Here is a 24,652-nt window from a genome sequence, read left to right as displayed (position 1 = left end):
GTTTTTGTGTCAATAACAAGCTTAGATGGAAAACGTTTTGCCGAAATGATCATTCAAGGTGCCAATAATCTCGCAGCGAATGCTAAAATAGTCGATGCGTTAAATGTGTTTCCTGTTCCTGATGGAGATACGGGAACCAATATGAATTTATCAATGACTTCTGGTGCGAAGGAAGTACAAAATCATGTACAAGCCCATATTGGGAAAGTTGGAGCTGCGCTTTCAAAAGGATTGTTGATGGGGGCACGTGGCAATTCAGGTGTTATCCTATCTCAATTATTCAGAGGATTTTCTAAAGCAATTGAAATGAACTCTGAAATAAATAGCTCTGAATTTGCACAAGCATTTGAAGCTGGAGTTGAAACGGCATACAAAGCAGTAATGAAACCTGTAGAAGGGACCATTCTTACCGTTGCAAAAGACGCTGCAAAACAAGCGATGACGTCAGCAGCAAAACATGAAGACCTCATATTAGTGATGGAGGAAATTGTTAAGGAAGCAAAAGCTTCTTTGAATCGCACCCCAGACTTGTTACCAGTGTTAAAAGAAGTCGGGGTAGTAGACAGTGGTGGACAAGGACTAGTTCTTGTGTATGAAGGTTTTTTAGCAGAATTGAAAGGTGAAGATCTTCCTGATGCACTTGACCACCTGCCATCGATGGAGGAACTGGTTAATGCCGAGCACCATATGAATGTCCAAAGTCACATCAATACCGAGGATATTGTATATGGTTATTGTACTGAGTTCATGGTGAGGCTTGAAGATGCCAAAACTGAAAAAAAACCATTTGTAGAAGAAACCTTCCGAAATGATTTAAGTCAATTTGGTGATTCCTTATTAGTAATTTCGGATGATGAAGTGGTTAAGGTACATATTCATTCAGAGTCTCCTGGAGACTGCTTGAATTATGGTCAGCAATACGGTAGTTTAATTAAATTGAAAATCGAGAATATGCGTGAGCAACATACAGCTATAGTTGGTGAAACAAGTAGTACTTTAAATATTTTATCGAGACCAAAAGCTAAAGAAAAGTATGGTATTGTTTCAATATCCATGGGTTCAGGTATTAGCGAATTATTTAAAAGTATTGGTGCGACAGTTGTTATTGAAGGTGGACAAACGATGAATCCAAGCACTCAGGATATTGTTAAGGCTTGTGAGGACGCAAATGCAGAAAGAATCATCATCCTTCCGAATAACAAGAACATTATTATGGCTGCACAACAAGCTGCTGAATTACTTGGAGATTATGTAGTTGTTGTACCTTCTAAAACGGTTCCTCAAGGGATGTCAGCCCTCTTAGCGTTCAATCCATCTAACGACATTAATGAGAACGCTATTGCTATGGGAGACGCCTTATCTCATGTCAAAACTGGCCAGATTACTTATGCAGTCCGTGATACGAATATTGATGGATTGGAAATTGAAAAAGGGGACTTCATGGGATTATCAGAAGGTAAGATAATAACAAAGAGCAATGAAAAGCTTCAAACTTCTAAAGATCTTTTGACTAACATGATCGATGAGGATGCTGAAATTGTAACGATCCTGTTTGGAGAAGATGTAACACAAGACGAAGTAGACCAATTGATAGAATTCTGTGATGAAACCTTTACTGATGTCGAAATTGAAGTTCATAGTGGAAATCAGCCGCTCTATTCTTTCATCTTCTCGATTGAATAATTTTTTTATAAATGACTATGACTTATTCCGGTTTATCAGACTGGAATCTTCGAAGGGTGAGATACAGTTAATCAGTTGGGGAAGAATAAAACCCCTCGCTGATTGAAGTTTCACTTTATCCCAATCTTTTCACTTGCTGATTAGAAGATTAAATGTCAAAATAAAGCTGCATGCCTACTCGGTATTGCAGTCTTTTTTATCTTTAAAAACATTAACATGCCTATTTACTCAAAAAATTTTTTTGAGTGATTTTTGGTTAGTAATATTCTTACATTGGAAGATGCCCTTAATTGGAACTTGTTCTTCATTTATTAATAAAATAGTAAAAGGTATGGCTGATAAAGAATCTGAAATCTAAGGAGAGTAATCGATGAAGTATAAAAGCGTATTTGACATTATCGGTCCAGTGATGATAGGACCTTCAAGTTCACATACCGCTGGTGCAGCAAGGATTGGACGAGTTGCACGAAATCTCTTCGGACGTGAACCAGAGTGGGCTGAAATTTATTTATATGGATCATTTGCAAAGACCTATAAGGGACATGGAACAGATGTTGCGCTTGTTGGTGGTTTGCTAGATTTTGATACATTTGATGAACGTATTAAACAATCATTAAATTTAGCAGCTTTAAAAAAAATGAAAATTTCTTTTCATGAAGAAGAAGCGGTACCTGATCATCCAAACACGGCAAAATTAGTGATTGGTGACTCTAAAGGTGAATTGGAATTAGTTGGTATTTCTATTGGTGGCGGAAAGATTGAAATTACTGAACTAAATGGATTCAAACTGCGATTATCTGGTCACCATCCTGCTATTTTAGTTGTGCATGATGACCGTTTTGGTGCAATTGCTAACGTGGCTAATATTCTTTCTAAACACGAAATGAATATAGGTCATATGGAAGTGTCACGCAAGGAAAAAGGTAAGATGGCTTTAATGGTCATTGAAGTAGATCAGAATATCGATGACGCTGTTATAACGGAAATTGAAGGACTACCTTATATTACGCAAGTGGCGAGAATTGTTGATTAACAATCTCGAGAACTCACAAAACCTAAAGATTAAAGCAGGAAATAAAAAATATAAGATATTTTAAAAAGAAGTTATGATGGCAAGTGTATGGTGCTGATTAACGGAAACCTATTCACTTATTTCCTGCATTAACCGGAAGTAAGCGTCCACCTTATAGGCTTAGAGGTATCGAAGAGGCGCAAGTGGTGGTTGAAGCCCCCACTGTTTGAAGTATCACTTTATAAGGAGGATGTTATATGTTTCGAAACGTTGCGGAATTGGTAGAAATGGCTGAAACTCAACAAAAAAAAATTTCTACAATCATGATTGAACAAGAAATTGAAATAACCGGAAGAACACGTGAACAAATTATGAAACAAATGGAAACGAATCTTGAAGTTATGGAGAAAGCGGTAGAAAGGGGTCTAGAAGGGGTTAAATCGGTCTCAGGATTAACAGGTGGCGACGCTGTTCTGATGCAGGAATATATAAAAAAAGGAAATTTTCTTTCTGGTGAAGTATTGCTTGATGCAGTAAGCAAAGCGGTTGCGACGAACGAAGTGAACGCCGCAATGGGAACGATATGTGCAACACCGACTGCGGGGTCCGCAGGAGTTGTTCCAGGTACATTATTTGCTGTACAAAAAAAATTAAAACCAAGCCATGAACAAAAAATTGAGTTTCTTTTCACTTCAGGTGCTTTTGGGTTTGTAGTAGCTAATAATGCGTCCATATCGGGTGCTGCTGGTGGGTGTCAGGCTGAAGTAGGGTCAGCTGCAGGGATGGCAGCCGCGGCGATTGTGGAAATGGCAGGAGGCACGCCAGCGCAATGTGCGGAAGCGATGGCGATTACACTGAAAAATATGTTGGGACTAGTTTGCGATCCAGTGGCGGGGCTCGTGGAAGTACCATGTGTAAAACGAAATGCAATGGGAGCTGCAAATGCTATGGTAGCGGCTGATATGGCTCTAGCTGGCATTAAAAGTCGAATCCCTTGTGATGAAGTAATTAGTGCGATGTTCAAAATTGGCCAATCGATGCCGTCTGCACTGAGAGAAACGGGTGAAGGAGGATTGGCGGATACACCAACTGGTCGAGCTTTAGCTGCTAAAATCTTTGGTATGCCGCTAACACAAGAGTGAATCTGTCAGTATTAGATCCTGTTACCGCCATTAAAGGAATTGGAAATGAAACAGCAATGGCACTTGAAGAAATGGCTATAGTTTCTGTTTTGGACCTACTTGAATTTTTACCGTATAGATACGAGGATTATCGATTAAAAGATTTAGAAACGACAGAGCATGACGAACGGGTTACAGTCGAAGGAAAGCTTCATAGTCAACCATCTCTCACGTACTACGGGAAGAAAAAGTCGAGGCTTATGATAAAATTATTAACCGGTCGATATTTAATCACGGTTATTTTTTTTAATCAGCCGTATTTAAAAAGTAAAATGAACATAAATGATGTGATTACTGTGACCGGTAAATGGGATCGTCATCGCCAAATGATAACTGGGAATGAATGTCATTTCGGTCCACATAGGATGGAAAAAGAGTTTGAACCCGTTTACTCGGTACGTGGAAGTATATCAGTCAAAGGAATTCGCAGATATATTACAAATGCTTTTGAACAATATCGAGCGATGCTTGCAGAAAACTTGCCAGATTCATTGCTAACCCGATATAAGTTAATGGATCGTCCGAGTGCGCTTCATTCCATGCATTACCCTAAAGATGAACAAGCTCTCAAACAAGCTAGAAGACGATTTGTTTATGAGGAATTTTTATTATTTCAGCTAAAAATGCAAGCAATGCGCAAAGTGCAAAGAGAACAATCACTTGGGATCGAACAAAAGTACGATGAAAATAAGGTCAATATGTTCATCGAGTCTTTGCCATTTCCGCTAACGGACGCCCAAAAACGTGTTGTAAATGAAATTTCTTCAGACATGACATCTCCTTATCGAATGAATCGTCTGCTTCAAGGAGACGTAGGTTCAGGAAAAACCGTTGTAGCTGCAATCGCACTTTTTTCTTCTGTTACCGCAGGGTATCAAGGTGCGCTAATGGTTCCTACAGAAATATTGGCGGAACAGCATGCTCATTCCTTAAAGACTATGCTTGAACCGGTAGGAATTTCGGTTGACCTTCTTACAAGTTCGGTCAAGGGGAAAAGACGGCGTGAGCTTCTTTTTGCCCTAGAAAAAGGAGAAATAGATATTCTAATTGGTACCCATGCCCTCATTCAAGAAGAAGTGAATTTTTGCAACTTAGGATTAGTGATAACCGATGAGCAGCATCGCTTTGGAGTACAGCAGAGGAGAATTCTTCGAGAAAAAGGAGAAAGTCCTGATGTACTCTTCATGACTGCAACGCCGATTCCGCGAACATTGGCGATTACCGTTTTTGGAGAAATGGACGTTTCTACAATCGATGAAATGCCAGCAGGCAGAAAAGTAATTGAAACGTATTGGGCAAAACATGATATGCTCGACCGAATATTAAGTTTTATAGAAAAAGAATTGCGAAAAGGACGTCAAGCATACGTTATTTGTCCGCTTATTGAAGAGTCTGAAAAGCTAGATTTACAAAACGTACTAGATGTACATGCGATGCTCACACACTACTATGAGGGGCGATATCATGTTGGCCTAATGCATGGTCGCTTGCCAGCTGATGAGAAAGAAACTGTTATGAAACAATTTAGTGAAAATGAAACCCAAATTCTTATCTCCACAACTGTTGTTGAGGTTGGTGTGAATGTTCCAAATGCTACGGTTATGGTTATTTATGACGCTGAACGGTTTGGACTTGCCCAATTACATCAATTGAGGGGCCGTGTTGGAAGGGGAAGTGATCAGTCGTATTGTATCCTGCTTGCAGATCCTAAATCAGAAAATGGTAAAGAGCGGATGAAGATTATGACGGAAACAAACGATGGCTTCGTTCTATCAGAAAAAGATTTGGAATTACGTGGTCCTGGTGATTTTTTTGGAAAGAAACAAAGTGGATTACCTGATTTTAAAGTAGCTGATATGGTTCATGATTATCGTACTCTTGAGGTAGCGAGAGATGATGCGGCTCGATTAATTGCATCAGTAAGCTTCTGGAATGAACCGCAATACGAATCCCTTAGAAATAGTCTTGAAGAAACTGGAGTATTAAATGGTGAGAAGCTAGATTGAGAGACTTTTAAGATGCATGTTTTCAAAAAGTGTTAGTGTTTTTCCTTGCATTTACGCACGTAGGTTACGGTTATGTAACATAACTTGTTTTTTTTGTATCTCAAGTGGTGACAGTACAGTAGAATAGGGTATATGATTTCAAAACGAGTTTTGATGTCCAATTCAGGCAACTTAACTCCTCAAGGCCGTAAGCCAAGCAATCTGATGGGGAGAAGTCTATTCCTCTTACAGCTTTGCTTGGCTTATCTAGATTTTAGGGTGATCAATCTGCTTTCGCTTTTGTTCTTGATTAGTAAACTATACGAAATTATTTAAGTGGTTAATTTAATTTGTCTGGCCACATCCAGCTCCAGCGCCTAACCCCTCGGGGTCAAAAATTAAACAAGATATATGGAGAGAAAACCACTCTCCATATATCTTGTTCGTCTTTTGCTATGCCTGAGGTTGACCAAGGCGCTTTCGCTTTTGTTCTTGCAATCTGCTTTTATTATCTATATACTACTATTAGTACCTAGTCATAATACTATGGATGGTGACCTTCAATATGCGAAGAAATAAGAAGGAACGCCAGCAGTTGTTAGTCGAAACGATAAAGGAAAATCCTTTTGTTACAGATGAGGAGCTGGCTAATAAATTTTCGGTTAGCGTACAAACTATACGTTTGGACCGACTTGAATTATCAATACCTGAGCTTCGCGAGCGCATTAAAAATGTAGCGGAGCAAACATTAACTGATGAAGTACGGGCTTTGCCGTTGGAAGAAGTCATTGGTGAAGTAATTGATATACATTTAGATCAACAAGCCATTTCAATTTTAGATATAAAAAAAGAACATGTTTTCCAACGCAACGGGATAGCAAGGGGACATCATTTATTTGCTCAGGCAAACTCTTTAGCTGTTGCTGTTATTAATGACGAATTGGCTTTAACAGCGAAAGCATCTATCTTGTTTACCCGTTCAGTAAAGGAAAATGAAAGAGTTATTGCAAAGGCGAAGGTGCAAAAGACTGATCATTTAGCAGATCGTTCTCTCGTTGAAGTAAGTAGTTTTGTAGGGAATGAACTGGTTTTTAAGGGAGAGTTCGAGATGTTCCGATCATGTCAGCTAGAAAAGGATGAAAAACGATGAAGATAGCTATGGATGTAATGGGTGGAGATCATGGGCCGAAAGAAACGGTTCTCGGTGCGATGAAGGCTATTGAAGCATTTCCGGATGTCGAGATTGTTCTTGTTGGCGATGAAACTCAAATCAACGCTCATTTGACAAATAAAGAACGAATCACAATCATACATACAGATGAAATAATTCTAAGTACAGATGAGCCTGTACGTGCAGTACGAAGGAAAAAGACGGCATCGATGGTATTAGCAGCCCAGCAGGTAGCAGATGGATTAGCGGATGCATGTATCTCTGCGGGGAATACAGGTGCTTTAATGGCAACAGGGCTGTTCGTTGTCGGTCGAATTCCAGGTATAGAGCGGCCGGCACTTTCACCGACATTGCCAACCATCGATGGTAAAGGATTTGTCTTGCTTGATGTCGGTGCGAATGCAGATGCCAAACCGGAACATCTTGTCCAATATGCTATTATGGGTTCGATCTATGCTGCGAAAGCTAGGGGGATACAGAACCCTCGTGTTGGCCTACTTAATATTGGTACCGAAGAGAAAAAAGGTAATGAATTAACAAAACAAGCTTTTACACTCTTAAAAGAAGCTAATATTAACTTTGTTGGAAATGTTGAAGCTAGAGACTTGCTTGAAGGTCCTGCAGATGTTGTTGTTACTGATGGGTTTACTGGTAACATCGTACTCAAATCCATTGAAGGGACAGCTATGAGTGTATTTAAGATGTTAAAGAGTGCATTAATGAGCAATATGAAAAGTAAGTTGGCAGCAGCTATACTGAAGCCAGAGCTAAAGGAAATCAAAAATCAAATGGATTACTCTGAATATGGTGGAGCAGCTTTATTTGGATTAAACGCACCTGTCATTAAGGCGCATGGATCATCAGATGCGAATGCTATCTATAATGCAGTAAGGCAGACAAGAATTATGGTTTCTAATGAAATGGTAACAACGATTAAGACTGCAATCGAATGAAAATAATACATGTAGGGAGAGAAAGCTATGGGGAAAATTGCTTTTGTTTTTCCAGGTCAAGGATCACAAATCGTTGGAATGGGGAAAGATATGTATGAACAAAATGAAAAAGTACAACAAATTTTTCATTCTGCTGATACAACACTTGACTACTCATTATCAGATCTTATTTTCAATGGCCCACAAGAAAAGCTTACATTAACTTATCATGCACAACCCGCTATTTTGACAGTGAGTTATGCATTGTTTGAAGCATTGAAGGGTGAAGGGATCTCTCCTGATTACACAGCAGGACATAGTTTAGGAGAATATTCTGCTTTAGTTGCTAGTCAGGCAATCGACTTTAAAGATGCCGTACATACAGTGAGTAAGCGTGGAGAATTTATGGAAGAAGCGGTTCCGAACGGTCAAGGAGCAATGGCTGCGATTTTAGGGATGGACCGTGAAACATTAGCGGACATTACAGATTCTGTTACAAAAAATGGAGAACCAGTTCAATTAGCGAATATTAATTGTCCTGGTCAGATCGTTATTTCAGGAAGCGCAACAGGGGTAGAACAAGCAGGGAAAGATGCGAAAGAACAAGGAGCTAAGCGTGCTATTTCACTTGATGTAAGTGGTCCTTTCCACTCAGTGCTTATGGAGCCAGCTGCTTCTAAACTTCAATCTGTATTGGACGAAATTGACGTTCGTGAAGCTAAAGTTCCTGTCATCTCTAATGTAACTGCACAACCAGTAACCGCAGCAAATGACATTAAAGAAAAATTAATTGAGCAATTATACTCTCCAGTTCTATGGGAAGATAGTGTGAAAACATTGCTTTCTTTAGGTGTGGATACATTTATCGAAGTAGGGCCAGGAAAGGTCTTAAGTGGGCTGATTAAGAAAATCGATCGATCTGTTACGATTTATTCTGTCTATGATTCCGAGAGTTTAGATAAAACTGTAGAAGCATTGAGGGGGGAATAACATGCAATTAGAAGGAAAATACGCACTAGTAACAGGTGCTTCGCGTGGCATTGGCAAGGAAATCGCGCTTGAGCTAGCCCGACAAGGTGCAAATGTTGCTGTAAACTATGCTGGAAGTGAAGCGAAAGCGAATGAAGTGGTGGAAGAAATTAAATTGTTAGGTCGAGAGGCATTTGCCATTCAATGTGATGTGGCAAACTCTGATTCTGTGACAGCAATGATAAAAAGCGTAACCGAAAAATTTCCACGCATTGATATCATGGTGAATAATGCTGGAATTACTAGAGATAATTTGTTAATGAGAATGAAAGAAACTGAATGGGATGATGTAATTAATACCAATTTAAAAGGTGTGTTCCTTTGCACAAAAGCTGTTACTCGTCCAATGATGAAACAGCGCAGTGGTAGAATTATTAATATTGCTTCTATTGTGGGTGTTAGTGGAAACGCTGGACAGGCGAATTATGTTGCTGCTAAAGCGGGCGTGATTGGATTAACGAAAACGGCAGCGAAAGAGCTTGCTTCAAGAGGAATTACAGTTAATGCAGTTGCACCTGGATTCATCTCCACGGACATGACTGAATCACTTACTGAAGAAGTACAAGGTGCAATGCTTTCGCAAATTCCGTTATCCCGCTTCGGTGATCCAAAAGATATTGCCGGTGTTGTAACTTTTCTAGCCTCGGATGCTAGTTCTTACATGACAGGACAAACACTCCATGTTGATGGTGGTATGGTCATGTAAAGAGAATTTTCTCTTATACGATAATAAAAGCATTAGCATTTTTTTTGTAAATGTTCTTGCGCTTTTGAAAAAAAACACTATAATGGCTTGAGGGGAGGTGAATGCAGTGGCAGACGTATTAGAACGCGTAACGAAAATCGTAGTAGACCGATTAAATGTTGAAGAAGCTGAAGTTAAATTAGAAGCTTCATTCAAAGAAGATCTTGGTGCGGATTCCCTTGATGTAGTAGAACTAGTTATGGAACTTGAAGACGAGTTCGGCATGGAAATTTCAGACGATGATGCAGAAAAACTTACAACAGTAGGAGATGCTGTGAATTACATAAAGAGCACAATGTAATGAATTAATCTCGGAGAGACTGACTAAGTAGTCAGCGAAGGATCAGATTCCATAAACCATTCATTTTGAAGTTTCATAATGAATGGGGAATCTGATCTTTTTCTTTATCCCGTATTACAGGCAGTTAAATCCCCTCTGATTGAGTTTCACTTTATGCTAAAAAAGAAATCTAATTACAGCTGTGTACTGCTTTCTTAAAAAAAACGAAATCGTATTGTACGCATATTCCTATGCTACATACTAATAGTATGTGTTTAACAAGCGTTTCTGAATAATTTTTAGTACGAGAAAACATCATTTAATTTTGGCTGTGATATCCCTAATAGAATGGGCGTATGCGTTTTTCTTATGATATAATACAGAATAGGCTTGGTGCGAGTTTGTCAAGTTTCACTTTATTTATACTACTGAATCCATTCTGAGTCTGAATAAGGGAGAATTAATTGGTAGGATTCCGTTAATTGTATAGGAAAGTATACAAAATTGTTTTGTGGATAATTTAATTAGTCTATCTACATCTAGCGAAAGCAACAGCCTAACCCATATAGGTAAAAAGCAAAACAAGATATATCGAGAGAAAATAGTCTCTATATAAATTGCTCATCTTTTTCTAAACGGGATCGGTAAAGATGCTTTTAGCTTTTCTTATTTAGCTAGGATTATTGAGTTGTTAGTGGAGGGTTTTTTTAGATGAGAAACAATGGAAATAAGCGAAAGTCAGTAATGAAAGATTCGATGTTTAAACAATTTCAAGAAAGCACAGGCTTTCTTTTTAATGATGAAAAATTGTTGAAGCAAGCTTTTACCCATTCATCTTATGTGAATGAGCATCGCCGGAAGCCCTATGAAGATAATGAAAGGCTTGAATTTTTAGGAGACGCGGTACTTGAATTAACAGTATCCAAATACTTATTCAATAAATATCCGATGATGAGTGAAGGGGAACTTACGAAGTTAAGAGCGGCAATCGTTTGTGAGCCTTCACTTGTTTCATTTGCCAATGATATATCATTCGGTAAATTGATTTTGCTTGGAAAAGGGGAAGAAATGACAGGTGGAAGACAGCGTCCTGCTTTACTTGCTGATGTGTTCGAAGCATTTATCGGTGCTTTATATTTAGACCAAGGACTGGAAAAAGTCGTTCAGTTTTTGGAACAAGTAGTGTTTCCTAAAATTAATGAGGGTGCTTTTTCTCATGTGATGGATTATAAGAGCCAATTGCAGGAGCTCGTGCAACGAGATGGGATTGGAGTACTCGAGTATCAAATTATGCATGAAAAAGGACCAGCCCATAATCGGGAATTTGTTTCAAAAGTGTCTTTAAATAATGAAGAGCTCGGGATTGGAAGCGGTAAGTCAAAAAAAGAAGCAGAACAACGTGCTGCACAGATTGCACTATCAACTCTTAGAGAAACGAAGTAATAAACAAAATGAATGATTCAACAAGTAGAGTTGAAAAGAGGGGGAGAAAGTATGTTCCTCAAACGATTGGACGTTGTGGGATTTAAATCCTTTGCAGAAAGGGTTTCTGTTGATTTTGTACCTGGAGTAACTGCGATTGTCGGTCCCAATGGCAGCGGAAAAAGTAATATTATTGACGCTGTTCGTTGGGTATTGGGTGAACAGTCTGCAAAATCACTAAGAGGCGCGAAAATGGAAGATGTGATTTTTTCTGGAAGTGATTCAAGAAAGGGACTTAATTTCGCTGAAGTCACATTAACATTAGATAACGAAAACAATACACTTCCGATTGACTTTTATGAAGTCAGTGTAACTAGAAGAGTGTATCGTTCAGGTGAAAGTGACTTTTTAATAAATAATCAATCTTGCCGTCTTAAAGACATTATAGACTTATTTATGGATTCTGGTCTTGGCAAGGAAGCATTCTCTATCATCAGCCAAGGGAAAGTAGAAAAGATTCTGAGCAGTAAAGCAGAAGAAAGAAGAGTGATCTTTGAAGAAGCTGCTGGTGTTTTAAAGTATAAATCTAGAAAGAAGAAGGCAGAACATAAGTTATTTGAAACGCAGGAAAACTTGACACGAGTACAGGATATTCTCGCTGAACTGGAAGGGCAGGTAGAACCATTAAAGATTCAATCTTCCCTTGCAAAAGAATTTTTAGAAAAAAAAGCAGACCTTAAACAAATTGAAGTCGCTTTAACTGTTCATGAAATAGAAACGCTTCATGAAAAATGGAGTAATCTATCTCAAGAGTTAGAGCAACACAGCACTCAGGAGCAAGAATTGCTAACATCACTTCAGAAAAAAGAAGCAGAAGTAGAAAGTATTCGAGATTATATTTCTGCACTTGACGGGTCAGTTAATGACCTTCAGGCAGTATTGCTAAAAGCAAGTGAGGAGCTTGAAAAGCTTGAAGGTCGTAAAGAGGTTTTAAAAGAACGTAAAAAAAATGCTTCACAAAACAAACACCAACTTGAGAAATTCATTAAAGATGGTGAGAGTAACATTATCGCTTTAAAGGTTGAAAAGGATTGTGAAGGTAAAATATTAGCGACTTTAGAAGGTGAGGTTAAACAACTTCAGAGAGAGCTTAGTGAAAATCAAAAAACTCTTGGACTTTTTAGCGCAAATCTCGAGGAAACAATTGAAACTTTGAAAAGCGATTATATTGAATGGTTGAATAAGCAAGCGGCTGCAAGAAATGAATTACAGCACTTACAGCAGCAACTTAATCAGCAGACGACAAGAAATACACGTCTTGACGAGGAAAACGCTAAATTTCTCAGTGAACGTGAAGAAGTTGAAAAGAAGAAAGTAATCAGTCTCAATGCCTTCAATGAAGTGACGCAGCAAATTGAACAACATGTTTTTTCTTTTAGAGAAGAGCAAAAAAAGCTTGATTCAATTAAAGCATCTTATCAAAAACAAGAAAAGCTTCTATATCAGGCTTACCAATTCCTTCAGCAATCGAAGTCCCGTAAAGATATGTTAGAAGAAATGCAAGATGATTATGCTGGGTTTTTCCAAGGTGTTAAAGAAGTATTAAAAGCGAAGAATGATACATTGCAAGGGGTAGAAGGGGCGGTAGCTGAGTTAATCAAAGTGCCTAAAGAATATCAGCAAGCCATAGAAACGGCACTTGGGGCTTCTATGCAATATATCGTCATGGATACTGAAAATGATGCAAGACAAGCAATCAACTATTTGAAGCGAAATGGATTCGGCAGAGCGACATTTCTGCCTTTATCGGTCATCAAACCGCGAGAGCTCTCGTCTTCACAGCTTCAGTTATTGAGCAATCATCCTTCATTTATCGGGACGGCTGAAAGTCTAGTTCAATACGATAAAAAGTACTTGAATATTGTTGCTAACCTGCTCGGCACCGTTATTATTACAAGTGAACTTAAAGGTGCAAATGAACTCGCGAAGCTTACTTCTTATAAATACCGGTTCGTCACACTTGAAGGAGATATCGTCAATCCTGGTGGTTCAATGACGGGAGGTGCTGTGAAACAAAAACAATCATCCCTATTATCAAGAAAAAACGAGCTTGATGAACTAACTGAGAAGCTTTTGGCAATGGAAGAAAAGACAGCTTTACTTGAGCGGCAGGTTAAACAGCTTAAGCAAGATATTTCTGTAGAAGAAGAAAAAATTGAAGAAATTCGCAAAGCAGGGGAAAAGCTCCGTTTAAAAGAACAAGTATGTAAAAGTGAAATCCGTGAAATAGAATTGCAGGAACGAAATATTAATGAACGATTGCATTTATATGACTTGGACAAGCAGGCTATTTTAGATGAATCTCGTCAGAAGTCAGCTCGAATTCAAGAAGTTAATGAATTATTAAATCGTTGTTTGAAAGAAATTAATAAATTGGATGAAGAAATTGCAACCTTAAGTAAGCAAAAGCAGTCTCAGCAAATGTCAAAAGAAACACTAATTGAAGAAACAAATGAGATAAAAGTACAGCTTGCTTCAAAGCGTGAGCAACTTCAAAATCAATCTGAAAAATTTACCCGGATTACTAATACACTTATGGAAGTAACCCGTACGGTTACAGATTATCAAGAAGACTTATCTCTATTAACGAATGAGATGACAGATAGTTCAAGTGGTGAAGAAATACTAGAAACAGCTGCCCAGGATAAGCTTTTTGATAAAAATGAAGCAGTAAAACTCATTGCGCAGAAACGTAAAGAAAGAGTTGATTTACAATCACAACTAGACGATTATGAATATGAGAGTAAGGAACTGAAGAGAGTTCATAAAGGAATTGCTGAGGCAGTGAAGGATGAAGAAGTTCTACTTAATCGATTGGACGTTGAACTTGAGAATCGACTTATTCATTTACGTGAAGAATATTTACTCTCCTACGAAGGAGCGAAGGAACAGTATCCATTAACGATTGAGGCAGATGAAGCGAGGAAAAAGGTAAAATTAATAAAACTTGCATTGGACGAACTTGGGACGGTCAATCTTGGAGCAATTGAGGAATATGATAGGGTTTCCGAACGATACCATTTCCTCTTAGAGCAGAAAGAAGACCTTCATACAGCTAAAGACACTCTTTTCCAAGTGATTGATGAAATGGATGATGAAATGAAGCGGCGTTTTGCAGAGACCTTTTATGCGATTCAAAATCAATTCGAAACAGTATTTAAAGCGCTGTTTGGTGGAGGCAGGGCTGAGCTGCGGTTGACGGATTCGAGTGATCTTCTACAAACAGGCGTAGAAATTATTGCGCAGCCTCCAGGGAAAAAACTGCAAAACCTTGCATTGCTTTCTGGTGGAGAAAGAGCATTGACTGCAATAGCTTTGTTGTTTTCAATTTTAAAAGTTCGTCCAGTACCTTTTTGTATTCTCGATGAAGTTGAAGCCGCCCTTGATGAAGCGAATGTACTTCGATTCAGCCATTTTTTAAAAAAGTTTAGTGAAGAGACACAATTTATTGTGATCACGCATCGAAAAGGAACGATGGAATCCTCAGATGTGCTGTATGGAATTACGATGCAAGAATCAGGTGTTTCCAAACTTGTATCTGTTCGAATGGAAGAAACGAAGGAGTTAGTGAAGGCCTAGAAGTATATTCTGCAGCAAAACCTCCACTGATGGGAGTTTCATTTTATATCAATAGAGGAAGTGATTAGATGAGTTTTTTTAAAAAACTTAAAGAAAAATTTACAACACAAACTGACACAGTTTCAGAGAAATTTAAAGAGGGTTTAACGAAGACGAGAGATTCATTTGCTGGAAAAGTGAATGATCTTGTTGCTCGTTATCGAAAAGTGGATGAAGAGTTTTTTGAAGAACTGGAAGAAATTCTCATCGGTGCTGACGTTGGTTTTGAAACGGTGATGGAACTAATAGACGAACTTAAAATGGAAGTGAAGCGTCGCAATATTTCAGATACTAAAGAAGTACAGGTGGTCATTTCTGAGAAGCTAGTTGAAATTTATAACAGCGATGATAATGGTTCATCTGCATTAAATATGCAAAAAGACGCCCTTACTGTTATATTATTTGTTGGTGTAAATGGTGTCGGGAAAACGACGACAATTGGCAAGCTTGCTCATAAATTTAAGTCTGAAGGTAAAACGGTCTTGCTTGCTGCTGGAGATACATTCCGTGCTGGGGCAATCGAGCAGCTGGAAGTATGGGGCGAGCGTGTGGGAGTTGAAGTCATTAAGCAAGGCGAAGGATCTGACCCTGCTGCTGTGATGTATGATGCTGTACAATCTGCGAAGGCGAGGAAAGCTGATATACTAATATGTGATACAGCTGGACGACTGCAAAACAAAGTGAACTTGATGAAAGAATTAGAAAAAGTAAAGCGTGTGATTGAAAGAGAAATACCAGGGGCACCTCATGAAGTACTGCTCGCTTTAGATGCTACAACCGGACAAAATGCGTTAATTCAAGCAAAAACATTCAAAGAAGCTACCAATGTTTCTGGAATTGTATTAACAAAACTTGACGGGACTGCAAAAGGAGGCATCGTTCTAGCCATTCGCAATGAACTGAAAATTCCCGTTAAATTCGTTGGTCTTGGAGAAAAGATGGATGATTTACAGGAATTCGATGCTGAAAAATATGTGTATGGTCTTTTCTCTGATTTAATCGAGCAAGAAGGCTAGAATGTTACTTAGGTAATCTGCAGATTGGCAAAAAGTGTGAAGGATCGATCCTGATAGCGGCGGTGCGGAGCCGGAATTTTAGATGCTTTCTCAATAAATCAGGATATCTGATAAATAGATTGTCTATATTAACAAGTCGGCGAAGCCCCGTCCTCATGTTCTTCATACAAAGAATGTGGAAAAAGGAATGTGTAAAGGTTTCAGCTTGACATCTGAACCATAAGCAAGTAAACTATATACTTGTAAAGGGTTTTCACTTAACAGACAGGGGGTTCACTTATGCTCGAGAAAACAATGCGTATTAATTATCTGTATGATTTCTATCAAACATTGTTAACTGAAAAACAACAGAGCTATATGTCCCTCTACTATCTGGATGATTACTCTCTAGGCGAGATTGCTGAAGAATATGAGGTAAGCAGGCAGGCAGTCTATGACAATATAAAACGAACTGAAGCAATGCTAGAGGAATATGAAGCGAAATTATTGCTATTCCAAAAATTTCAAGAGCGTAATGAATGGATTTCCAAGGTGAAAAAGATGGCGAATGAAGGTTCGCTGTCTCATGAAACCCTTATAACAGCGATTTCCGAGCTTGAGAAATTAGATTAGGAGGCGGTATGTATGGCATTTGAGGGATTAGCCGACCGACTGCAAGGCACCATGCAAAAGATTCGTGGCAAAGGAAAGGTTAACGAAGCGGACGTAAAGGAAATGATGCGTGAAGTTAGATTAGCGCTTCTTGAAGCCGATGTTAACTTTAAGGTTGTCAAAGATTTTGTTAAACGTGTGAGTGAGAGAGCGGTAGGCCAGGAAGTTCTCAAAAGCTTAACTCCTGGTCAGCAGGTCATAAAAGTCGTTAAAGAAGAACTAACTGAGCTGATGGGCGGCGAACAAAGTAAGATTGCTGTGTCTACCCGTCCGCCAACTGTCATTATGATGGTCGGTTTACAAGGTGCGGGGAAAACGACAACAACTGGAAAGCTTGCCAATCTTTTAAGAAAGAAATACAACCGAAAGCCATTGCTCGTTGCTGCTGATATTTACCGTCCAGCTGCAATTAAGCAATTGGAAACGCTTGGTAAACAAATTAATATGCCTGTTTTCTCCCTCGGTGATCAGGTCAGTCCTGTTGAAATAGCAAAACAGGCGATTGTAAAGGCGAAGGAAGAACATCATGATTATGTGCTGATTGATACAGCTGGACGACTTCATATTGATGAAAACTTAATGGATGAATTGAAAGACATTAAAGAATTGACGAAGCCGGATGAGATTTTTCTAGTTGTTGATGCGATGACTGGTCAGGATGCTGTGAATGTTGCCCAAAGCTTTAATGAACAGCTTGGTTTGACTGGTGTTGTATTGACGAAGTTAGATGGAGATACACGAGGCGGAGCAGCTTTATCTATTCGTTCGGTTACAAACACGCCGATTAAATTTGTCGGTATGGGCGAAAAAATGGATGCGCTAGAAGCGTTCCATCCTGAACGAATGGCTTCAAGGATTCTCGGTATGGGGGATGTCCTAACTTTAATCGAAAAAGCACAGATGAACGTCGATGAGGATAAGGCTAAAGAACTTGAGAAAAAAATGCGAACAGCATCTTTTACGTTTGATGATTTCCTCGAGCAACTTGGCCAAGTGAGAAATATGGGTCCACTTGACGATTTACTAAAAATGCTTCCTGGAGCAAACAAAATCAAAGGGATGGATAATCTTTCTATTGATGAGAAGCAAATTGGTCATGTCGAAGCGATTATTCGTTCAATGACACTTCAAGAAAAAGAACATCCCGAAGTCATTAATTCAGGTCGAAAAAAACGAATTGCCAAGGGAAGTGGGCGATCGATTCAAGAAGTAAATCGCTTACTTAAGCAGTTCGAGGATATGAAGAAGATGATGAAACAGTTTACAAACATGCCTAAAGGCAAGAAAAAGGGATTTAAACTCCCGTTCATGTAAAGTTTTTAACAGATTACACACGTCTGTTAAGAAAAAAACCTTTACAAACATGCTAGACATTTGATAATATATTATCTTGTGTGAAACTATTCGGAGGTGCTTATTTAAAATGGCAGTAAAAATTCGCTTAAAACGCATGGGAGCTAAAAAAACTCCTTTCTATCGTATCGTAGTTGCAGATGCACGTTCACCACGTGACGGACGTTATATTGAAGTTGTTGGGACATACAATCCAGTAACTCAACCTGCACAAGTTCAAATCAACGAAGAGCTTGCTCTTAAATGGTTACAAGACGGTGCAAAACCATCTGATACAGTACGTAACTTATTCTCAAACCAAGGCATTATGGAAAAATTCCACAATGCAAAACTAGGTAAGTAATTTTCCTAGATGAAAGACTTAATTGAAACAATTGTTTCAGCTCTTGTCGATCACCCGGATGATGTTCAAGTAATCTCACGGGAAGAAGATGACCGCATCCTTTACACCCTCTCTGTTCATAAGGAGGATATGGGGAAGGTCATCGGAAAACAAGGGCGTGTAGCTAAGGCGATTCGGACTGTAGTATATGCAGCAGGATCCTCACAGCATAAGAAAATCTATTTGGAGATTTCCGAATAAGGGAGGGTTAATACCCCTCCTTTTTTTGTAATAAAAAAATAGTTCTACTCTTGAATTATCTTCACCGTAAAGCCAAATAAATGAAATCATCATTACATATTGGGTATAATAAAATAAGCATATAAAAGATGATTATCCCGGTTTAATAGGCTGTAATATCCCCACCTCAATTTTTGTGAGAAAATCAAGAAATAAATAGGTGGAGGATAAACAGCCTGTAAGTCCCCAATTGGTGAGGTTTAGTTAAACCAATCGGGTTCGTACTGTCGCTTTATCGAAAATTTAGCGACAGTAGAACGGGCTAGCAATCAGTGGGAATGAAAAAAACTACTGATTGAAGTTCCACTATATCATTACATATAGAACAAAAGCGAAATCGCTGAAAAGATTCATACTTATCAAATTACCCCGCATTCATGGAAATTCAAGACCCCACCTCAAGGCTTAAAGGATTCGAAGAAGTTGTAGGTGGAGAAACTTGCCGTAAAAGCCTGATTGGTGAGATCCAGTAAATCTTACCGTGAGTTACACAGAAGTAAAGTATGCGCTCACAGACGATAGACTAAAGGGCGTACTTAGTTTGTGATTCAGTAATCCTTAGTTCGTACTGTCAATTGAACGAAGTGAAAGATATTAGCAACACTAATGTGAGACTAACAATCACTAAGGGATGGATGAAAAATCCCCACTAATAGAAGTTTCCCATTATAGGTGTACATGAAAGAAATACAAATATGTAGGAGGCGGCGCTGGAATGAAAATAATAAAATCAGTTATCGTTAATCAAGTATTAACAGAGACCAGCAAGAATCAACTCCTTGAAAATTACAAATCCAAACGTCTTCAACTTCAAAAAGAATCAGAACAATTGCGCTTTGAATTGAAGAAATTAGAGAAAACGAGAAATTTCCAACCAGCTAGTCTTCGTACTCACTTTGAAAAAGAAGTAAATCAACGGCAAGATAAAATTAAGCTAATAGAATTTCAAATTGAACAATTGGAAATATTACCAATTGGTAGCGAGCTAAAAGAACGTGAAATCCAAGGTATTGTAAATGTTGAAATAGGTGACAACTGGGACGAAATCATACACACAAAAACGATTGTGATTAAGGATGGAATTGTCTCTGAAATTCGTTAGAGGTGATAAGATGGAAAAATGGTTTAATGTAGGGAAAATTGTCAATACACATGGAATCAAAGGAGAAGTTCGAGTCATATCTAAAACGGACTTTGCGGATGAGCGTTATAAGCCCAAAAATGTCTTACATCTGTTTAAAGGAAATGATAAACCGATTGCGCTCACGATTGAAAGCCATCGTAAACATAAGAATTTTGATTTATTAACCTTTGAAGGGTATTACAATGTTAACATGGTAGAATCACTTAGAGATGGGATCCTCAAAGTGCCAGAAACACAACTTGGCAAATTGGATGAAAATGAGTTTTATTTTCATGAAATTATTGGGTGTATGATTTTTACAGATGCTGGTGAAGAAATTGGTCAAATCCATGAAATCTTAACACCTGGAGCAAATGATGTTTGGGTTGTGAAAGGTCAAAAAGGCAAAGATGTCTTAATCCCTTATATTAAACAGATTGTAAAAGAAGTGGATATTGCGAACAAAAAGATCATCATTACGCCAATGGAAGGATTGCTTGATTGATGAAAATTGATGTCCTCTCTTTGTTTCCAGAAATGTTCGAAGGTGTTTTCGGTTCTTCGATATTGAAAAAAGCGAATGAGAAAGATGCCGTTACTTTTCAAGTTACGAATTTTCGTGATTATGCCGATAATAAGCATTCAACGGTTGACGATTATCCATATGGCGGTGGAGCTGGTATGGTTTTAAAGCCGCAGCCGATTTTCGATGCTGTTGATGCCCTAAGTGCTCATTCCGAGACAAAACCCAAAGTCATTCTTCTGTGCCCGCAAGGAGAACGTTATACTCAACAGAAGGCAGAAGAATTAGCGAAAGAAGATCATTTAATTTTCATTTGCGGTCATTACGAAGGATATGATGAACGTATTAGGGAACATGTTGTAACGGATGAAATTTCAATTGGTGACTATGTACTAACTGGCGGTGAGCTAGGGGCAATGGTCGTTATAGATAGCGTTGTAAGGCTTTTGCCAGGTGTGCTTGGAAATGAAGACTCACAAGTCCACGATTCTTTTTCAACGGGCTTGCTAGAGCACCCACATTATACAAGACCTTCTGATTTTAGGGGGATGAAAGTACCAGCTGAGCTTATTTCTGGAAATCACAAGAAAATTGATGAGTGGCGAATCAAGGAATCACTGCGAAGAACGTGGAATCGCCGTCCTGATTTGTTAGAAAACTACTCATTAAATGATATTGAAAAAAAATTATTAGCAGAGATTCAAAAAGAAAAATAACGATACTTGTAATTTTTCCTTAATTATGATATGATATTTTTCGTGACTTGGGCAATAATGTTCAGTCTTATAACGATGTTCCGCTGCAACGGTAATGTTGGCAAGAGCATCCGGGAGGAGTAGATAAATATGCAACAACTTATTCAAGAAATTACAAAAGAACAACTTCGCACTGATCTTCCAGCGTTCCGTCCTGGTGACACTGTACGTGTACACGTAAAAGTAGTTGAGGGTACTCGCGAACGTATCCAGTTATTTGAAGGTGTAGTAATTAAACGCCGCGGTGGTGGAATCAGCGAAACTTTCACAGTTCGTAAAATTTCATACGGTGTTGGTGTGGAGCGTGCATTCCCATTACATTCACCAAAAATCGCTAAATTAGAAGTAGTTCGTTTCGGTAAAGTCCGTCGTGCTAAACTTTACTACCTACGCGAGCTTCGTGGTAAAAAAGCGCGTATTAAAGAGATGCGCCGCTAATCCGCTAAATCTCCTTGATTTTGCGTGTTAACCAAACTGAACTAAACAGAAATAGTATATAAATTCACCTTCCGTCATTGGGGAGTAGACCCCAGTGGCAGAAGATGAATCAATCGGGCTTTTACGGATAGTTTATCCCTGTTGGGGGAACGACCGTTAATGCGGGTTAAATTAGGAGCTTGTTTATCAGGCTCCTTTTTTGTATCCGAAGTGAGCTAGACCTCATATATGATACCTGATCGTTTTCCTTCTCCTTTATCCCGCTTTATCGAAGTAGAACGGAGATATTAGTGACACTAGAACGGGACTAACAATCAGTGGGGGATGAAGACCCCCCACTGATTGAAGTTTCCCTTTATGCTAGTAAAATGAAAGTGAGCTTCACTACAAGGGGGATTATTGTGGCAAAGAAAAAGAATGAGATTTGGGAATGGACAAAGGCGATTGTGATTGCTGTTTTCCTAGTTTTAGTCATTCGTTACTTCCTGTTTGCACCAATTGTCGTAGATGGATATTCCATGGCTCCTACTCTGGATACACAAGAGCGAATGATTGTCGATAAATTCAATTACAAAATAAGCGATCCAGATCGCTTTGATATCATCGTTTTTCATGCTCCAGAAGGTAAAGATTACATAAAGCGGATAATCGGTCTTCCAGGAGATAAAATTGAATATGACGATGATACCTTATATGTTAATGGAAAAGCTTATTCTGAGCCGTATTTAGATGAATATAAGAAACAACTGACAGATGGCGGTCCATTAACTGAATCATTTACTTTAATGAATATTACCCAAAGTGACACAGTACCCAACGGACATCTCTTTGTAATGGGAGATAACAGGCGCGCAAGTAAAGACAGCCGGCATATTGGGTATGTACCATTCGATAAGGTGGTAGGCAAAACAAAATTAGTTTATTGGCCAATTAATAAATTTAGATTGGTTGAATAGTTAGGAAGGTGGATTCCGTTGACGATACAGTGGTTCCCAGGCCATATGGCCAAAGCGAGAAGAGAAGTAACGGAAAAACTAAAATTAGTTGATATTATTTATGAGCTGGTTGATGCAAGAATTCCTTTATCATCACGTAATCCGATGATAGATGAGATCATTCAACACAAGCCAAGAGTTATTTTATTAAATAAAGCTGATATGGCCGATCCTGTCAGAACGAAGGAATGGCTTGCTTATTATCAGTCTCAAGGGAAAAAAGCCATTGCGATTAATTCACAAGAAGGACAAGGTCTTGGTCAAATAACTGCAGCATCGAAAGAGCTACTGAAAGATAAATTTGATCGCATGAAAGCAAAAGGAATCAAACCAAGAGCGATTCGTGCCATGATAGTTGGTATTCCGAATGCAGGTAAGTCGACGCTTATTAATCGATTAGCAAAGAAAAATATTGCAAAGACTGGTAATACACCAGGTGTAACAAAAGCACAGCAGTGGATTAAGGTTGGTAAAGAGCTTGAGTTATTGGACACGCCAGGTATATTATGGCCGAAATTTGAGGATCAAGAGGTTGGTATGAAGCTTGCGTTGACAGGAGCTATTAAAGATACTTTATTAAATCTACATGAAATTTCTTTATATGGTCTTCGTTTTTTGGAAAGAGAATATCCTGCACGTTTAAAGGAACGCTATAATCTTGATGTAATTCCAACAGAAACAGTTGAGCTATTTGATGCGATCGGAAAATTTCGCGGATGTTTAGCAGGTGGAGGAATGGTTGATTACGATAAAACAGCCGAGCTGGTTGTTCGTGAAATCCGTTCTCAAAAGATGGGATCATTAACCTTTGAAAAGCCTAGTGATTCCAATGAACAAACAGAAGAATGAATATGAGCAGGAGTGTATATAAACAGCCAAGCTGTTTTATGCAAATTCCTGCTTTTTTGTTTTGTCCCGCATTAACGGAAAGTCAAAACCCCACCTCAAGGCTCAGAGGAATCGAGGAAACGTAGGTAGGCCCGATTGATGAGATACAGTGAAACTTACCGAGAGTTACGCAGAGGTAAAGTTTGTGCCCACACGATGTGGGTCACTTAAACTAAGACATGAGGACGTGGCGTACTTAGTCTGATTTCGTTGAATTAGGTCGGTAGTGTCGCTTTATCGAAGATTTTGCGACACTAGAATGTGACTAACCATAATCAGTGGGGGATGAAGCAAATCTCCACTGATTGAAGTCTCGCTTTATCGATTATGAAACGTATAAAGATGCCGATAAATAATACGAAGGTGATAAAAATGACAAATAATATGAAAATAAAGGACATTGCCGAAAAACTGTTAACAATTACAGAACCAAATGACCCTTTTCTTGATCAATGTAAAATGGATGAGAGAAAAGGTGTAGGCGACCTTTTATTGAAATGGAAAAATCGTTATCAAAAGGAGTTTCAATTACAAGAAGTATTTAAACAAATGTGTACAAATGAAACAGAACTTAGAAAACAAGGTTTCTCAGTTGTTGTTGGAATTGATGAAGTTGGAAGAGGGCCTCTAGCAGGACCTGTTGTCGCCTGTGCTGTCATCCTTCCTGAAGATTTTTACTGTCCAGGTCTTACTGATTCTAAACAGTTATCAGAAACGAAGCGTAATCATTTTTTTGAAATCATTCGAGATCAAGCTGTGGCTATCGGTACAGGTATTATAGAAAGCGAAGTAATTGATCAAATAAACATCTATGAAGCTACAAAGAAAGCAATGCTAATGGCGATAACGAATCTAGGCATAACACCGGACTATTTACTAATCGATGCAATGAAATTAGAGGTGCCTATCCCGCAGCTATCGATAATAAAAGGCGATAGTAAAAGTATCTCCATTGCGGCTGCATCAATCATGGCAAAAGTGACGCGAGATCGAATGATGAAAGAATATGCAATTCAGTATCCTCATTATGCTTTTGAGAAGAATATGGGCTATGGAACGAAAGCACATTTAGAAGGATTAGACCAATTTGGAATTACTCCATGGCATAGGAAGAGTTTTTCACCTTTAAAAGAAATGTTCGGCAATAAATAAAATCAATGGCTTTAGGAG

At 38.6% G+C, this 24,652-nt stretch carries 23 protein-coding genes; all 23 read left to right on the top strand.

The features are described from left to right. Positions 1-6: 6 nt before the first annotated feature. The 23 genes from V179_RS0119165 (at position 7) to V179_RS0119055 (ending at position 24,634) form a co-directional block, all read left to right on the top strand. The gene (locus V179_RS0119165) at positions 7-1,683 is read left to right on the top strand and encodes a DAK2 domain-containing protein (RefSeq protein ID WP_028392893.1); all 1,677 of its coding nucleotides are present in this window, start codon (positions 7-9) and stop codon (positions 1,681-1,683) included. A gap of 370 nt (positions 1,684-2,053) precedes the next feature. Further along, positions 2,054-2,716, top strand: a complete 663-nt coding sequence (gene sdaAB, locus V179_RS0119160; RefSeq protein ID WP_028392892.1) for an L-serine ammonia-lyase, iron-sulfur-dependent subunit beta — start codon at positions 2,054-2,056, stop codon at positions 2,714-2,716. A gap of 236 nt (positions 2,717-2,952) precedes the next feature. After that, on the top strand, positions 2,953-3,837 hold the full coding sequence (gene sdaAA, locus V179_RS0119155; RefSeq protein WP_028392891.1) for an L-serine ammonia-lyase, iron-sulfur-dependent, subunit alpha: 885 nt from the start codon (positions 2,953-2,955) through the stop codon (positions 3,835-3,837). After that, a complete protein-coding gene (recG, locus tag V179_RS0119150) occupies positions 3,834-5,882 on the top strand; it encodes an ATP-dependent DNA helicase RecG (RefSeq protein WP_028392890.1) in 2,049 nt (682 codons plus the stop codon). Before sdaAA ends, recG begins: the two co-directional genes overlap by 4 nt. Positions 5,883-6,426: 544 nt before the next feature. Then, entirely contained in the window at positions 6,427-7,011 is a 585-nt protein-coding gene (gene fapR, locus V179_RS0119145; protein ID WP_028392889.1) for a transcription factor FapR, read from the top strand. After that, on the top strand, positions 7,008-7,985 hold the full coding sequence (gene plsX, locus V179_RS0119140; RefSeq protein ID WP_028392888.1) for a phosphate acyltransferase PlsX: 978 nt from the start codon (positions 7,008-7,010) through the stop codon (positions 7,983-7,985). The genes fapR and plsX overlap by 4 nt, the downstream gene beginning before the upstream one ends. 27 nt (positions 7,986-8,012) lie before the next feature. Beyond that, positions 8,013-8,954, top strand: coding sequence for an ACP S-malonyltransferase (gene fabD, locus V179_RS0119135; RefSeq protein WP_028392887.1), 942 nt, complete (start codon positions 8,013-8,015; stop codon positions 8,952-8,954). A 1-nt stretch (position 8,955) separates the two neighbouring features. Continuing rightward, entirely contained in the window at positions 8,956-9,699 is a 744-nt protein-coding gene (fabG, locus tag V179_RS0119130; RefSeq protein WP_028392886.1) for a 3-oxoacyl-[acyl-carrier-protein] reductase, read from the top strand. Positions 9,700-9,805: 106 nt separating this feature from the next. Beyond that, positions 9,806-10,039 (top strand): acyl carrier protein, encoded by a 234-nt coding sequence (gene acpP / locus V179_RS0119125; RefSeq protein WP_028392885.1) that lies wholly within the window; start codon positions 9,806-9,808, stop codon positions 10,037-10,039. A 690-nt stretch (positions 10,040-10,729) separates the two neighbouring features. Beyond that, on the top strand, positions 10,730-11,461 hold the full coding sequence (gene rnc / locus V179_RS0119120; protein ID WP_028392884.1) for a ribonuclease III: 732 nt from the start codon (positions 10,730-10,732) through the stop codon (positions 11,459-11,461). Positions 11,462-11,512: 51 nt separating this feature from the next. Continuing rightward, a complete protein-coding gene (gene smc / locus V179_RS0119115; RefSeq protein WP_028392883.1) occupies positions 11,513-15,079 on the top strand; it encodes a chromosome segregation protein SMC in 3,567 nt (1,188 codons plus the stop codon). Positions 15,080-15,147: 68 nt separating this feature from the next. Further along, positions 15,148-16,134, top strand: coding sequence for a signal recognition particle-docking protein FtsY (ftsY, locus tag V179_RS0119110; protein ID WP_028392882.1), 987 nt, complete (start codon positions 15,148-15,150; stop codon positions 16,132-16,134). Positions 16,135-16,413: 279 nt separating this feature from the next. Then, on the top strand, positions 16,414-16,746 hold the full coding sequence (locus V179_RS0119105; protein ID WP_028392881.1) for a putative DNA-binding protein: 333 nt from the start codon (positions 16,414-16,416) through the stop codon (positions 16,744-16,746). A 12-nt stretch (positions 16,747-16,758) separates the two neighbouring features. Next, positions 16,759-18,099 carry a signal recognition particle protein gene (gene ffh / locus V179_RS0119100; RefSeq protein ID WP_028392880.1) on the top strand — a complete coding sequence of 447 codons (1,341 nt, stop codon included), beginning with the start codon at positions 16,759-16,761 and terminating at the stop codon, positions 18,097-18,099. A gap of 109 nt (positions 18,100-18,208) precedes the next feature. Then, a complete protein-coding gene (gene rpsP / locus V179_RS0119095) occupies positions 18,209-18,481 on the top strand; it encodes a 30S ribosomal protein S16 (RefSeq protein WP_028392879.1) in 273 nt (90 codons plus the stop codon). A gap of 9 nt (positions 18,482-18,490) precedes the next feature. After that, positions 18,491-18,721: a KH domain-containing protein gene (locus V179_RS0119090; RefSeq protein ID WP_028392878.1), complete on the top strand. Its 231-nt coding sequence runs from the start codon at positions 18,491-18,493 to the stop codon at positions 18,719-18,721. Between the two features lie 754 nt (positions 18,722-19,475). Further along, positions 19,476-19,862 (top strand): YlqD family protein, encoded by a 387-nt coding sequence (locus V179_RS0119085; protein WP_028392877.1) that lies wholly within the window; start codon positions 19,476-19,478, stop codon positions 19,860-19,862. A gap of 10 nt (positions 19,863-19,872) precedes the next feature. After that, a complete protein-coding gene (gene rimM / locus V179_RS0119080; protein WP_028392876.1) occupies positions 19,873-20,388 on the top strand; it encodes a ribosome maturation factor RimM in 516 nt (171 codons plus the stop codon). Next, the gene (trmD, locus tag V179_RS0119075; protein WP_028392875.1) at positions 20,388-21,122 is read left to right on the top strand and encodes a tRNA (guanosine(37)-N1)-methyltransferase TrmD; all 735 of its coding nucleotides are present in this window, start codon (positions 20,388-20,390) and stop codon (positions 21,120-21,122) included. Before rimM ends, trmD begins: the two co-directional genes overlap by 1 nt. Positions 21,123-21,251: 129 nt before the next feature. Beyond that, positions 21,252-21,599: a 50S ribosomal protein L19 gene (rplS, locus tag V179_RS0119070; RefSeq protein ID WP_028392874.1), complete on the top strand. Its 348-nt coding sequence runs from the start codon at positions 21,252-21,254 to the stop codon at positions 21,597-21,599. 401 nt (positions 21,600-22,000) lie between these two features. Beyond that, positions 22,001-22,555: a signal peptidase I gene (gene lepB / locus V179_RS0119065; protein WP_028392873.1), complete on the top strand. Its 555-nt coding sequence runs from the start codon at positions 22,001-22,003 to the stop codon at positions 22,553-22,555. A gap of 18 nt (positions 22,556-22,573) precedes the next feature. Then, complete coding sequence (gene ylqF, locus V179_RS0119060; protein WP_028392872.1) at positions 22,574-23,443, top strand: ribosome biogenesis GTPase YlqF; 870 nt, start codon at positions 22,574-22,576, stop codon at positions 23,441-23,443. A gap of 411 nt (positions 23,444-23,854) precedes the next feature. After that, positions 23,855-24,634, top strand: a complete 780-nt coding sequence (locus tag V179_RS0119055; protein WP_235179165.1) for a ribonuclease HII — start codon at positions 23,855-23,857, stop codon at positions 24,632-24,634. Positions 24,635-24,652: the final 18 nt, after the last annotated feature.

It is taken from the genome of Bacillus cihuensis, assembly GCF_000504145.1.
GTDB classification, from domain to species: Bacteria; Bacillota; Bacilli; order Bacillales; family DSM-1321; genus Peribacillus; species Peribacillus huizhouensis.
The sequence above is the reverse complement of the archived record's forward strand: the minus strand, read 5'-3'. Positions and strand labels throughout refer to the sequence as shown.